At 47.0% G+C, this 14,101-nt stretch carries 9 protein-coding genes; 3 read left to right on the plus strand and 6 right to left on the minus strand.

Translation table 11 applies throughout. The features are described from left to right. Positions 1 to 9: 9 nt before the first annotated feature. The gene (locus V1501_RS20840; protein WP_409290780.1) at positions 10 to 1,191 is read right to left on the minus strand and encodes a hypothetical protein; all 1,182 of its coding nucleotides are present in this window, start codon (positions 1,189 to 1,191) and stop codon (positions 10 to 12) included. Positions 1,192 to 1,597: 406 nt separating this feature from the next. Next, positions 1,598 to 2,656 (minus strand): hypothetical protein, encoded by a 1,059-nt coding sequence (locus tag V1501_RS20845; protein ID WP_409290781.1) that lies wholly within the window; start codon positions 2,654 to 2,656, stop codon positions 1,598 to 1,600. A gap of 347 nt (positions 2,657 to 3,003) precedes the next feature. On the opposite strand from V1501_RS20845, the gene V1501_RS20850 reads away from it, so the two are divergent. Together V1501_RS20850 and V1501_RS20855 are read left to right on the plus strand one after the other, a co-directional pair. Continuing rightward, positions 3,004 to 3,849, plus strand: a complete 846-nt coding sequence (locus V1501_RS20850; protein ID WP_409290782.1) for a DUF1672 family protein — start codon at positions 3,004 to 3,006, stop codon at positions 3,847 to 3,849. A gap of 15 nt (positions 3,850 to 3,864) precedes the next feature. Further along, entirely contained in the window at positions 3,865 to 5,958 is a 2,094-nt protein-coding gene (locus V1501_RS20855; protein WP_409290783.1) for an SA1320 family protein, read from the plus strand. A gap of 75 nt (positions 5,959 to 6,033) precedes the next feature. Here the strand turns inward: V1501_RS20855 and V1501_RS20860 are convergent, their stop codons facing one another. Continuing rightward, positions 6,034 to 7,227, minus strand: a complete 1,194-nt coding sequence (locus V1501_RS20860) for a class I SAM-dependent rRNA methyltransferase (protein WP_409290784.1) — start codon at positions 7,225 to 7,227, stop codon at positions 6,034 to 6,036. A gap of 332 nt (positions 7,228 to 7,559) precedes the next feature. On the opposite strand from V1501_RS20860, the gene V1501_RS20865 reads away from it, so the two are divergent. Continuing rightward, positions 7,560 to 9,212 carry a M20/M25/M40 family metallo-hydrolase gene (locus tag V1501_RS20865; RefSeq protein ID WP_409290785.1) on the plus strand — a complete coding sequence of 551 codons (1,653 nt, stop codon included), beginning with the start codon at positions 7,560 to 7,562 and terminating at the stop codon, positions 9,210 to 9,212. A gap of 248 nt (positions 9,213 to 9,460) precedes the next feature. Here V1501_RS20865 and cstA read toward each other — a convergent pair whose 3' ends face one another. The 3 genes from cstA to V1501_RS20880 all read right to left on the minus strand — a co-directional run bounded on the left by cstA (position 9,461) and on the right by V1501_RS20880 (position 13,897). Further along, entirely contained in the window at positions 9,461 to 11,254 is a 1,794-nt protein-coding gene (cstA, locus tag V1501_RS20870; RefSeq protein WP_409290786.1) for a carbon starvation protein CstA, read from the minus strand. Positions 11,255 to 11,394: 140 nt separating this feature from the next. Continuing rightward, a complete protein-coding gene (locus tag V1501_RS20875; RefSeq protein ID WP_409290787.1) occupies positions 11,395 to 12,141 on the minus strand; it encodes a LytR/AlgR family response regulator transcription factor in 747 nt (248 codons plus the stop codon). Then, entirely contained in the window at positions 12,116 to 13,897 is a 1,782-nt protein-coding gene (locus V1501_RS20880) for a LytS/YhcK type 5TM receptor domain-containing protein (RefSeq protein WP_409290788.1), read from the minus strand. Before V1501_RS20880 ends, V1501_RS20875 begins: the two co-directional genes overlap by 26 nt. Between the last annotated feature and the right edge of the window lie 204 nt (positions 13,898 to 14,101).

The raw sequence follows: 14,101 nt of genomic DNA on the forward strand, positions 1-14,101 counted from the left end.
ACCTTATCTTTAAGCTTTTACAGGCTTTTTATCCTCAGCTTTTTTAGCATCCTTCTGGGATTTGCGCAGATTGTCTGAAATTAATTTGTAATAGGCATTAGCCATCATCCAAATGCTTTCCTTTTCATCCTCGAAGAAGTCGATATTATAGCCATCCAGATTATTGTTTAGCGTTTTAATATAATCCTTCAGGATATTTGACCCTCCACCGACAAAATAGCAGATTTCTGTCTGCGAATTTTTAGACCACATATTACGAAGCAGTCTGTACTGTTTCTTGGCAAGCTCCACCAATACCCGATCGACAATATCATGCACGCTTGTACGGCTTCCGCGGACCATAATGTGATTCCGGTCATTTTTCTTTGTGATGATTTCCACCACATCACGACGGCTGTCCAGTTCCACTCCATGCTTGGAGCGGATTTCTTCCCTGATCTGTTCCAATGCATCAGACACGCCAAGATTGAAGCCCTGAGCCTTATCGTCATCTACATTACGGTTTTTGATCACAGCGATATCTGTTGATAATCCGCCAATGTCCTGAATTAGAATACTTTTGTTAATCAGGTCCTTATTGATGATATTCAAGTTATTATCCATAACCAGGTTAATGAATGCAGCAAATCCTTCAGGATAAACCTTCACGTCATCAAACTTAATATTCACTTTGATGCCCTGATATTTAGGGGTCACCAAAAATTCCACCTGATGTACCGAACCAATCAATCTTGAACGATAGCCGGCGTCCTTGCCTTCCTTCACTTCCCGAAGCGGCAGGCCGGTACCAAGTGTATAGCTGGCATCAACGACATTATTCGTGCGTTTGAATTCACCTGCATTTTCATCCCTTACTGCATCAAGCGCGAGTGAAGCAAAAAGCAAAACAAGCGTCTGGTCTTCTTCAGACTTACTGCTGCCCGGATCAAGCTCAGAAGTATTGTCACTTTTGGTAGCAAGCGTTCCCACACGGTATATTGCATTATTTTCACTTAATGCAGGGGAGTGCACTCTAATATGTATCCCATCCAATGGGTCTTTGCTGTTCAATTCTTCAATTCCGATAATCGGCCGGTCTTCTATATCTCTCGCAATGGCGTTTGGAATATTAAGCTCATAATCTAACTCTCCGAAGATAGCTTTCAATGAATCATTTCCAACATCAACTGCAGCTACTCTGCTTTTAATCATTCCAACCTATCCTTCCATAGTAAAGTGAAAATCCTAGTGCCGGGACTTTCCAGCCCCCTTGTTTCTATCCTATACGAATGAAGCTTTTTTTACAATGGACTTTCGATCCATCTCTATTTGTTTACAAACCCGTAAACTTGTACACGTTTTTTGTATACATGTCACACAAATGTGTATACATTCAGTCATATCAACATGTATACACATTTGTATACATGTTTACATTATTTGTTTACAATGTATACATTTTTGTAAACTTGTAAACAAATAATGTATACAACGAAAGTGCTTCTATTTATTTCTAAATTGCCTCAGAAAAAATTAAAGGTGATTTCACTGATAAGAGCAACTGGATTGTAATCAATGAAAAAGAAGCTCCAAAAGAAGGAGCTCCAGATTGTTCAATTTAATATTCTGGAAGTGATTGATAAATGCGGGATATTAATTTTTCTTGGGTCTTCCGCATGCCGGAACGGACTGGGGAACCTGATTCCAATACGAGATTATAGATTTTATATGCTTCTTTTAAATGGGCAGTCGCTTCCTGTACCTTTTCTTTATATCTAGCAGCAACATCCTTCAGTTCGCTTTCGTACTTTTCATCCGTTCCTTCAGCAATCACTGTTCCATACATATCAATTACTGAGTCACCCTCCCGCTCAGGAAAATACTCATGCGGAGCGGTACTATCAAAGATGGCAAAGCCTAATTCCCTTACAATCACCATATCAAGACTCTCCGGATCAAAGCCGCAATGATAGATTTCCGTATCGAACCCCCTGGCTTCAGCCTGTTTAGCCAGTTTTTTCAGGAGTGTGGATTTGCCAGATCCAGGACGTCCCTTGATGAAGAAGCGCTGAGGGAGGGATTCTGTCAGCTCAGGCACGAAATCAACAGAACCACGGGGTGTTGCCGCACCTAAGTACCGATGACTGGCTATTGCCTTCTTGTTATTTCTGTTCTCCCCCAGCAGGCTTCCGATCAATTCAAGCGTCAGCTCATCGGCCTTCTTAAAGTCCATGCTGGAAATATAAAATTTTTCCCATTCATCATGAATGGAGAGAGCGTGGGAAAACTTTGAATAGGCTTGCTTCAGCTGTTCATCAATTCTGCCTTTCAAAAGAGTGGAGAGAGCCGGGCCTTCATCCACTTGAATAATTTCCCTTTCACACCCCGGCACTTCTTCTTCACCAGCTATTAAACTGTTCACGATACCGATACTCTGCCCAGGCAGCACGACACCGTCAACCGCATCGCCATTGAACGGGCTGTGAATGAATTCTACATCCCACCCCTTCCCGGCCATCTCTTCGCCTATCTCTCTGATCAGTTCAGAACCAATGGCAGGGGATTCAGACTGGATAACAAACAGTTTTTTGATTCCTGTGAATGCGTCCTTTCCCAGATTGACAAACCCTCTTGCTGTATGACCGCACACAAAATAATGCAATATACTGCCAGTCATATATGCTCACGCCCTTTTCTATGCAATATTTGCACTGCTCGCTTTAGACTATGCAGCGGCCCATAACTGGGTGAATACCTAGACGTGCGTATAACCCACACTTATCCGGTTAAATATCCCTATGTATTTATCCTTCTTTATTCCTGTTTTAAGTTTACCAGCTTCTTTCCTCCTCATTTAAATACACAACAGCATAGAATTTTTATACAATTAAAGATGGATATAAGTGTAAATTTACGACTATTTTTAGATCAATGGCGGCTGGGAGGTAGAACTGGATGGACTTGAAAAAAATAATTATTCTACTACTTGTAGGAACTTCAATGATTACGGGGGGCTGCTCGGATATGGAAAAAGAAAGTGTAAATGCAGGAAAAAAAGCTCCAGATAAAAGTCCCGAGTACGTGAGCGTGCAGGAGTATACAGGGGAAGGCTATACTCTGGAAGGCGGTCAGGAAAACGGGAAGATAGCACAGGATCATAAAGGTATAATCGCCGAGAAAGTGGAATCCTATTTTAAGAAAAAATACAAATCCACAGTGACTGTCCGCCATATGGCAGGAAATAAAGAAGGGGCCACTGTATTTGTGGAATCAAAAGACGGCCCTTCCTTCAGCACCTATGCTATTGTCCCGATTGATCAAGAAGGAAGCGTTAAATATGATAAAATTCACACCCAGGAAGGCCAGGCAGAACAGGCTATTCAAACCGGCCTCTATCAAATGGCTGCTGAAAAGTCTTTTTACAGACTGGATATGTATCTCAATGACTTTATCAGTAAAAATGGCCTGACAGGCAAAAATCCGGAAGCCGCATCAAAGCTGGGGAGCACCGGCTATAATACCCCTTATTATTATGTAGACACTGCAGGCAGTTCGCTTCAGCCGCTATATGACGCGTATTTAAAGAATCCGTCCATCACCAGGGAAGAACTCCAATCGATCTGCGAATCCTCAAAAATAGAACCGGAAAAGATTTTCATAACCATCCAATTGTTCATGAAGGATAAAGGAACATCACCTGATAAAAATGCGTTCAATAAGCTGGTCAAAGATATAAAACAGATGTCAGATATACCAAAAGGTTCCTATGGCATTGTCGTGAACGACAACCGGGTCGACAAAAAAACCGGCATGGGAATCAAGGACAATTCTTTAGAACACCTTCTGCCAAACCTGATCATTAAGGAATAGGAGGAACACCGTCACATGAGTGCTAAAATCCCTGTAAAAAGGTCAGCTGATACAGACCAGGATTTAGTGGAACTTGCCGGTTATCAGGCCTATCTGCATAACGAAGTGAACAGCACATTCAGGGTGAATGGCAAGGATTATATAGTAGCCGACGTGAAATATAACCATCCATCCGGCCTGGATGCCCTTACTGTCATGAATCTTAATTCAAAGGAATATACTATCGTTTTTGTCGGCACAGACGCCGGAGCAGAAAATGGAAAACAGGACATCATAACCGACATCCAGCTCATGAGCAGGATTACACCTGCTCAGGTCCAGGCAGCTGAGGATTATTATAACGAAATCAGTGCCAAGGGGATCGATGTGAACGCCCTCTGCGGCAATTCACTGGGCGGCGGTCTCGCTGATGCAGTCGGCACCAGGCATCCTGATGTCAGAACCGTGACACTGAATCCCGCCCTCCTTCCAGACGGCCACGCGGACCCGGATATGGACTATAAGAATATCACAAACTATTTCAGCCGCTATGATGTGCTGACGGGCGGGCTGTCCGCCCTGCACCTTGATGGCAGGATTCCAGGAAGCCAGTTTCATATCAATAATGGCATCCCGGGTTTCGAGTATTTAACGACCAACCATACCGGCTACCTAAAGAACGAGGACGGGACTCAGTTCTATGAAATTGGTGTTGAAGGACAGGCTGGGTATGGCAGAATTTATATTGATGCGGACGCACACATCGTCACTTCTGTTTGGACAGGGCAGCCGCTCTATGGCGGGCGGACTGACAGGATAGAAATCAACGCAGGAGAGCTTGATCAGCTTGCTGGTGCCCTGAAAAAGGAGGCAGCCGGCCGCCTGGGTCTTGCAGCTGAATATCTGGGCCGCTCCTCAGAAATCATTGTCGACGAAGAAACCAGGTTTGCAGAACGTGTAGCAAGACTGCAGGATACCTTTCAGGAACTATTCGAGAATTCGGTCACTGACCCGATTTTCCAGGGAATCACCACAACAGGCTATATGTTCAAAGCAGCTATAGACGCCTTGATTGTCCTGCTTAATACTGCGGAAGCCAGGTGCCGGTTCCTGAACAGCCTGCTCAATTCGCCGCCTGCCCAAGTCATTGAATTTGTCACCTCCACAAGTATTGATGTAGTGGGATTCTTCGGAGCAGCCCGCAGCTTTTTAGAAGACATCAAGGATAAGATTGATGAACTGACGGGAATAGCCGGCCTGATCATTACCGGGGATATTCCAAGGCTGTTCAAGGGCGGGACAGATATGGCCGCGGACGCAGTTGTTGGGGAATTGAAGAGCCACTACGGAATCATCAGCCGAAACAAGGATAAAGTACAGTCCCATGTTTCTGAATTCGGGCAGCAGGTCAAGGACACGGGCAGCGCCTTCCACAACAGGGACCAGAGCCTTTCTGGCTCCATAAGGGATAAGAGCGGACTTTCTCCAACGGACAAAGTACAGGGTACAAATGATTATTCCCTGGAGGATTCTCCTTATCTCAAGACAGGCATGGCATTCAAGGAGATATTTCTTGAATCTTCCTATGCAGCGCTGACAGGATCCGTCCATGTCCTGGCTGTAATTCCACTGTTTACCCGAATAAATCTATTAATACGGGCAGCCGAGGAAATGCTTGAATCCATTTCCGGGATGATCAAGGGCGCTGCCAAAATAGCTGTATACGGCACCCTCCCCGGCCTATTCATGAGCCTCATTTCCGATTTTAACGAGAGGATCGAATGGGCCATCCAGGATGCGCTAAGGCCCCTGGAGGAGCTTGCAGCCACCATTGAAGGGCTCCGGAAGGGTGTGGATCAGTTCATCCTCCATTTCCCTGAAGTTATCAGGAACTTCAGGCCATATCTGGATTCGGCTCTGTTTGAGAACTCAAAATACTTTAATGTTCATCTCTATAACTCCGCCGCCCTCGCCATATTGGAGGAAATGGAGCTTCTATTCGGCGACATCGTCTACCAGCTTCAGGGACAAAAAGCAAATGCCATCGATACATTGGCGGCCGTTTCAAAAAAAGTGCTTCATAACTTTACTATTTTGGAAGAACAAGTAGACCGGGGCACATTAAATTAGGCTTCCTGCAGTCTGACTCTGTTAAACTGTTTAAAATTACAAAGAGGCTTCCCGCGGGAAGCCTCCTTTCTCTTGTCAGCGTTTCTTAACAAATACCACTTTGAGGTAGTCACCCTCAGGATATTCTTTTATTGTCTTGAAATCAGCCGGCAGGGAATACTCCTCAAGGATTTGATAGCGTTTTCCGGATTCTTTGAAAGCAGTATCGATGAATCCCTTGAATTTATTCATGCCAAAGGAGGCTGCATTCGTGGAGGCTGCGATGATTCCATCCTTTTCCGTTATGGCGATGGCTTCCTTCAGCAGGTTTTTATAATCCTTCTCGGCACTGAACACAAATTTCTTTGACCGGGCAAAGCTTGGAGGATCGAGGATAACGAGATCGAATTTCAAATTCTTGCGCACTGCGTATTTGAAGTAATTAAATACGTCCTCCACGATGATATCCTGGGCTTCATAATCTATATCGTTGATGCTGAACTGCTCTATCGTCTTTGCGCGGCTCCTGTTCGCCAAATCCACGCTCGTCGTCTTGACAGCCCCTCCAAGGGCTGCTGCCACTGAAAAAGCCCCTGTGTAGGAAAAGGTATTCAAAACCGTCCTGCCGGCCGCATAGCGGTCTCTGACCGCCTTCCTGACCTCACGCTGATCAAGGAACACCCCTACCATCGCGCTTTCGTTCAGATAGACCGCAAAATGGATTCCGTTTTCCTTTACGATCAGCGGAAACTCCCCTCGCTCACCTGTCACGAAATCATCATCCTCTAGGTACATGCCGCGTTCATCGAATCTCTTTTTCTGATATATTCCCTTAAAATGAACTACAGCCTGCAGGGCGTTCACAATATAATCCCTGAACTGGTAAATGCCAGCGCTGTACCAATGGATTAAATAATAACCATCAAAATATTCAACCGTAAAGCCGCCTGCCCCGTCACCTTCCCCATTGAAGACACGGAAAGCATTCGTATCAGGGCTTTCATATAAATTTTTCCGCTTATCGATTGCAGCCTTAAGCCTTTTCTCAAAGAATGCCTGGTCAATCTGTTCCTTTTCGTCACGGGATAATACCCAGCCAAAGCCTTTATTCTGCCGGCCGTAATACCCTTTTGCTATGAACCTGCCGCTCTCATCAACAAGATCCAGGATCTGGCCCTCTTCCTGCAAGTCCCCGCTGTTCACAAGCGCTTCCTTGACTATCAAAGGGTACCCGCCCTTGTACTTTGCTGCAAATTTTGATTTTATTTTTACCTTCATCTGATTTTTCATCATGTCATCCTAACTTTGTTTTACTTACTCTCTATTTTACACAAGTTGAAGAGCCGTGAACCGTAAAAGGTTTTTTCTTTTCTTGATGGAGGAAAAACGTTTCCTCCTTCTAGTTTTCAACTATGGACCGGGAGGTTGATTTCCGCTCCAGGGCGCTCGCTTTCCGCCGCCCTGTCTATCAATGTATCTTCTTTCAGAACTTATAAATCAACATTCTTTATATTAAAAGGTTTTCTAAAATTATATTTCCTGGGCAATGTTTGTTGATGCTCTCCTAAAATCTGTTAGAATACCTATAGATTTTATTTTCATATAAAAAGGAGCCAGAGGCTATGCTGCAATGCCGTGAGGAAGTCTTGAACTTTACGAAACAGCTGGTTAGTACTGAAAGCATTGTGAATACTCCAGGGGAGAAGGTAATGGCACACTCAATATATACGCTGCTTACTACCTTCTCTTATTTTAACGAAAATCCTTCACAGCTGATTCTTTCGCCGACCGTTGATGATACTGAAGATCGGTACAATGTGCTCGCCTGCGTCAAAGGGACGAAGGGTAACAGCAATCGGACTGTGATCCTGATGGGGCATATGGATACCGTGGGAATAGATGATTTTAATCAATTGAAAGACATCGCCTGTTCACCCGATGAGCTGATGGAGGCACTCCGAAAGGGAGATTTGCCTTCCGCTGCCAGGGAGCATCTGGAGTCCGGGGAGTGGATGTTCGGCCGCGGTGTATTAGATATGAAAAGCGGCGTTGCCAGCCATCTTTATCTGCTAAAGTATTATTCTGAACACCCAAATGAGCTCGATGGCAATATCGTCTTCCTTTGTGAATGTGATGAGGAGGACGGCTCACATGGAGTCCTGTCTGCCCTTCATATCTTAAATGATTGGAAAGAAGAGCATAATTTTGAGTATGCAGCAGCCATTAATTCGGATTTTGTGTCCCCGCGGTACGAAGGGGACGAGAACCGCTATATATACAAAGGGACAGTCGGCAAGCTGCTGCCTTCCTTCTTTATCACAGGTGCCGAAACCCATGTAGGCTCCTGCTTTGAGGGAATTGATCCTAATTTCATCGCAGCTGAGCTTACCAGGCAGATCAATTACAACCCTGAACTCAGCAATGAAGCCTATGGTGAGACCACAGTCCCTCCTGTGTCCCTGAAGCAGACGGACCTTAAGCCTTCTTATACGGTACAGACCGCGTTGTCGGCTTATGTGTACTACAACTTCTTCATTCACTCATGGTCACCGAAGGATGTACTCATTAAGCTGAAAGAACAGGCCCAAATAGCCTTTCAGAATGCCCTGGACCTGTATGACGAAAGATACAGGCAGCATTGCAAGCTGACGCATGAGCCCTATTCAGCCCGTTCCTTTAAGCCGTCCGTCATGACTTATGAGGAAATGGAACGGCTTCTGATAAAAGAGAACGGCGAAGCATTCACCAATCATATGGAGGGGTTCAAGGGGACTCTCATGCTTGATGACAGCCTTGACACCCGTATGTTCGCAGCCCGGGTCGTCGAGGAAGCCTGGAAATGGATGAAGGATAAGAGTCCGGCAGTCATTGTATTCTACTCATCGCTTTATTCGCCGCGAATTGAGCTTGCCGGCAATACTCCGGGAGAGCAGGCGCTCATACAGGCCCTGGACGACGCAGCCGCTAAAATTCAGCCATCCTATCCGCACCCGATCGTCACCAGGAACTTCTTCCCGTATATTTCTGACATGAGCTTTGTCGCCCTCAGTGATGACGAGGAAGGAATCGGCGCTGTTATTAACAACAACCCTGGATGGGGAACAAAGCATTTTGTAGATTATGCCAGCATAAAAAAGCTGAATGTTCCTGTGGTCAACATCGGACCCTACGGATTGGATGCCCACAAGATGCTCGAGAGGATGGAGCTGCAGTATTCCCTCGAGATCGTACCCAACCTTACCCATATAGTGATCCAGAACTTGTTGAATGGGTAAAGACAGGCCCTCTGCGGCCTGTCTTTTTCTGCGGAAAAGGAGCGGGGCTGCACGAATCATAAGGCTTCAGCAGCCAGGTAAATTTCTCTCGCTGGCATACCTGCCTGCGCCTTACTCCGCTCCACCGCCTTATTGTGAATGTTCCTGTTTTTGTCTGGGTTCCTTTCCATGGATGGGTTGCGAGCACAATTTATGCGAAAACAGTAAAAAAACACTGCAGCCCCGGAAGGCTTGCAGTGTCTTTTTAGTTATGCAGTTTTCTTATTCAGCTTTAGTGCAGGCCTGTTCCAGGTTTCCAGCCAATTCTTGACGGCTGTGATCATGATGACGACCCCCAGCGCAAGCATGGTGATGGACAATACAGCATTGAGGACGCTGTAGCCTGCCGCAGCGGAATTAAGATAAACATTCTTGACCATCCAGTAGCCGGCATAATTGACGGTTACATATAGATACGCCAGCGGAATGAGGCATGTCAGCATGTACCGGCGCTTGTCCGCCACCTTCAGGATGATGGTAGCCCCGATGATCAGGCCGATGGAGGCCATCAGCTGGTTGGATACCCCGAATAGTGCCCAGACAGATCCAATATCGCCGGAAAACAGGAGATATCCCCATAAGAAGCAGGCCAGTGCGCTGGCAAAGATGTTTCCTGGAATCCAGTCCACCCTTTTAAGAGGCTTATAGAAAGCTCCTCCAAAATCCTGAATCAGATAGCGGGCAACCCGCGTGCCTGAGTCGATGGCTGTCAGTATGAACAGCGCCTCAAACATGATGACAAATTGGAAGAAGAAAGACGAAAGCTTGGAGAACCATGAGATATCGGTAAAGATATAGGTCATGCCGACAGCAAGCGTAACAGCGCCCCCTGTCCGGCCTTCAAGATCAAGGCCGATGTCCTTGCTTAGCTGGGCTAGATTCACTGTCTCCATTCCTAGTGTCTTGAACACTTCCGGCGTGGAGTTGATGGCGAAATAATCGCCGGGATGCAGAGCGGTCGCAGCCACAAGGGCCATGATGCCCACTACACATTCCACCAGCATCGCACCAAAACCTACAGGCTTGATGTCACTCCAGCGGTCAAGCATCTTCGGCGTTGTCCCTGAGCCGACAAAGGCATGGAAGCCAGAGATCGCTCCGCAGGCAATCGTGATGGAGATGAACGGCCAGACCGGGCCGCTGATCACAGGACCTCCGCCGCCGATGAATTCTGTGAGGGCAGGCATCTGCAATGTTGGATTGACTACAAAGACGCCGGCAATCAGGGCAACGAATACGCCTATTTTCATGAAGGAACTGAGATAATCACGCGGTGCAAGCAGGAGCCATACAGGCAGTGCAGCCGCAAAGAATGCATAGATTGGCAAAATCAGTGACAAGGTCTTCACATCAAGTGTGAGCCAGTCACCAAGGACTGAATCCTGGATATATGGACCGAAGAATACAGCGGCCATGATCAGCAGGAAGCCTACTATGGAAGCTCCTTTCAGGTTTCCGGTCTTCCTGTGGTACAGCCCTACACCCATAGCAATCGGGATTGTGATGCCGACTGTGAATGTGCCCCATGGATTATGCTCCAATGCGTGAAGCACAACCATTGAGAGCCCTGCCATTGTAATTGTAATGATGAACAGCATAGCAAGTCCTGTGCAAAAGCCGGCCACCGGGCCAAGCTCTTTTTTTGCCACTTCAGCAAGCGATTCGCCCCGCTGTCTCATAGAAGCGAAGAGAACCACAGCATCATGGACCGCTCCGCCGATTACAGCCCCAATCAGGAGCCAAAGAAGGCCTGGGAGATATCCGAATTGCGCAGCCAGAATCGGTCCCACCAGCGGGCCGGCAGCGGCTATCGCGGCAAAGTGATGGCCGAATGTCACCCAGCGGTTAGTCGGCACATAGTCCTTGCCATCCTCCAGTTCGTGCGCAGGGGTCTTTTTGGAATCATCTAATTTTAAAACCTTTACAGCCATAAAGGTTCCATATAAGCGATAAGCTATCATAAGTATACAAATAGAGCCAATTACCATTGAAATCGCATTCATTTTTTTGTCTGCCCCTCTCTGTTATCGTTCTATAGCTTCTACTATACGCCATGAAAATAGAATGACAGCGTTTTCATAACAACTCGCAGAAAACCAGCCCTGACCTGCAGATTAAAGGGGATAAAATGCAAAAAAGGACCTTAAAAACCAAGCAGGTGTTTAAGATCCTTTACATAAGTCCGGCTGACGGGGATGCTTGTCCCCTCTTTCATGATCAGATTATAGGTGGAATTGAACCAGGGCTGGATTTCGGCTATATAATCCACATTCACAAAATAACTCCGGTGAACCCTGATCATATGAAGATTTGTGAGCTTCTTCTCCACCGCCGATAAAGCTTCGGGCACTTTATACTCGCCCTCCATGGTTTTAAGCACCGTCCTTCCCTCAGCGCTTGCCAGATAGACGATTGAATCAATGTCGATCAGAATAATCCGGTCATCGGCATATACAGCAAGCTTTCCGGTCTGAAAAGCAGGCATCTGCCTGGATTCCGCTGCTGTTTCTGCTTCGGGTCCCGCTGTTCCTCTCAGCGCTTTTATCTTATGGATCGTCTGTCTGATTCTGTCTTCATCAAAAGGCTTCAGCACATAATCGACCGCGTCCAGTTCAAAAGCTTTTAGCGCAAATTCATCATAGGCAGTGGCAAAAATGATGGCGGGCGAGAAGTCCAGCCGGCGGATTTCGCCAGCAAGCTCAAGGCCGCTGTCTTCGGATAGCTCGATATCTAGAAAGATCAAGTCGGGTTTTAATTGCTTGATCTGCTCCAGGGCATCAATCATGCTTCCCGCTTCACCGGCTGTTTCTACTTCCCTTGTCCTTGCCAGGAGATATTTCAGCTCATCCCTGGCAAGGGGCTCATCATCCACTATAAAGGCTTTCATCATGGCTGTTATAAACCCCCTTTCTGTCTGCAGGTATCTTGATGGAGATATAGGTCCCTTTTCTATCAGGACTCGCGATGTTAAACCCGGCTCTTTGGTTATACATCCGATCCAGCCGCTCTTTGATATTCACCAGTGCCGTCCCCGTCCCGTGGCGGGACTCCATAGTTTCCTTCCCAAGGACGGCAAGCTTCTCCGGCACAATTCCGTTTCCATTGTCCTTTACACCGATATGCAGGAAATCATCATTTATACGTGCCGAAACCAGAACTTCTCCCTTTTCTTTTGAACGCGAAAAGGCGTGCCTGATGCTGTTTTCCACAAGCGGCTGCAGGATGAAGGGAGGGAGCAGGCTTTTTTCCGCCCCCTCCTCAATGTCAAATCTCACTTCATATTTATCGGGAAACCGTGCCTGCTCAAGGGAAAGATATGCTTTTACATGCTCGATTTCCTTTTCCAGGGGGATGAGAATCTGGCGCGCCCCCTGCAGATTGCTGCGGAAGAAATGGCTCAGTTCCAGCAGCAGCTTCCTGGCCTTTTCCGGGTTTGTCCGGCATAGTACGGAAATGGTATTGATGGCGTTAAAGAAGAAATGCGGATGAACCTGGGCCTGCAGTGCCTTGATTTCAGCATCCTTCAGGAGCTTGGTCTGTTCTTCGGCCTCAGCCAGCTCAAGCTGGGTAGAAAATAAGTTGGCGAGTCCCTCGGCCAGCTCCTTCTCTACCTCTGTCAAAGCTTCAGGTTTTGTGAAATAGAGCTTTAGTGTCCCTACCGTCTTGTCGTGCACTTTAAGCGGCAGCACGACAGCCGCCCGGAGCGGGCAGGATTCCTGCATACAGAGGATTTCCTCACGGCTCCTTGCAGTCAGCACCTTCCCCTCCTTCAGCACCCTTTTTGTCAGCCCAGTGGAGAAGCCTGGCATCGGCACATGATGATCGGAAGCTGCGCCGGCATGGGCAAGCACACCTGTTGAATCAGTGATGGCAATGGCATCGGCATCCGTCAGCCCAAGCATGATCTCCGCCACCTGCCTGCATGAGTCACGGTTAAGGCCCCGCCGGAAATAGGGAAGCGTCCGATCTGCAATATAAAAGGCCTTGCTTGTCTGCAGCGCCTTTGTCCGTTCCTGCTCGCGCAGGATATATTGAATGATCAGCATAAACAGCAGCATGCCGAGAGCATTGATAGCGATCATAGGAATGCCGATGATTTTCACCAATCCCCAGGCAAGCTCGAATGGCCTTGTTACGGCAAGGATGATTCCCATCTGGATAATCTCCATGGACGCACCTACCCCAACCGCAAAGGCTGGAGTAATGGCTTTTTTCTTCCTGCGCTGCATGCCAAGATAACCTGCCGCCGCACCTGCCAGGACGGCTGATATGGCGCATGCTTCCGCAGTAAACCCGCCGAGGAAATATCTATGAACTCCGGAGATAAGCCCGATTCCGATGCCGGCTGCAGGACCGCCCAGCAGGGAACCGATTGCTATTCCCATGATCCGTGTATTGGCAATCGCACTGTCTGGCTCGACGCCGATCAGCCAGCTGTTCTCGGTGACGGAGTTATGCTTGATTTCTATTCCTGTATAATTGCTGATGATGCCAAAGAGACCAAAAAAGGCAATCAGCACCAGTTTTTCTTTATAGCCCTGCTCATTATGGATAATCCTGCGGAACGACTTGATCTGTGACAGAAGAAACACAGCCATCAGGATCACGCCCACACGTTCAATCATCAAGGGTATAAGATTGATCAAAAGCCTTCACCCCCACATAATAATTATTCCATATTACTATAGCGCTCCGGCCTCTGTCGAACAACTTACTTTTATTTACAATCAGGAACCTGCTCCGGCAAGGCAGCACACCAAAAAAGCCGCCTAATGGATAGGAGGCATTAAAAATGTATACCAGTATCATTTTGTGCTGTTTGCGGGCTCCCCTTCCTCTGTTTCTTTAAG

This window comes from Paraperibacillus esterisolvens (assembly GCF_046237625.1).
In the GTDB taxonomy this organism is placed as follows: domain Bacteria; phylum Bacillota; class Bacilli; order Bacillales; family DSM-1321; genus Paraperibacillus; species Paraperibacillus esterisolvens.

Bases quoted from the DNA above. Each gene is read 5' to 3' on its own strand.
- V1501_RS20850 (WP_409290782.1), top strand. From the start codon at position 3,004: ATGGAAAAAGAAAGTGTAAATGCAGGAAAAAAAGCTCCAGATAAAAGT.
- V1501_RS20840 (WP_409290780.1), bottom strand. From the start codon at position 1,191: ATGATTAAAAGCAGAGTAGCTGCAGTTGATGTTGGAAATGATTCATTG.
- V1501_RS20875 (WP_409290787.1), bottom strand. From the start codon at position 12,141: ATGATGAAAGCCTTTATAGTGGATGATGAGCCCCTTGCCAGGGATGAG.
- V1501_RS20855 (WP_409290783.1), top strand. From the start codon at position 3,865: ATGAGTGCTAAAATCCCTGTAAAAAGGTCAGCTGATACAGACCAGGAT.
- cstA (WP_409290786.1), bottom strand. From the start codon at position 11,254: ATGAATGCGATTTCAATGGTAATTGGCTCTATTTGTATACTTATGATA.
- V1501_RS20865 (WP_409290785.1), top strand. From the start codon at position 7,560: ATGCTGCAATGCCGTGAGGAAGTCTTGAACTTTACGAAACAGCTGGTT.
- V1501_RS20860 (WP_409290784.1), bottom strand. From the start codon at position 7,227: ATGAAAAATCAGATGAAGGTAAAAATAAAATCAAAATTTGCAGCAAAG.
- V1501_RS20845 (WP_409290781.1), bottom strand. From the start codon at position 2,656: ATGACTGGCAGTATATTGCATTATTTTGTGTGCGGTCATACAGCAAGA.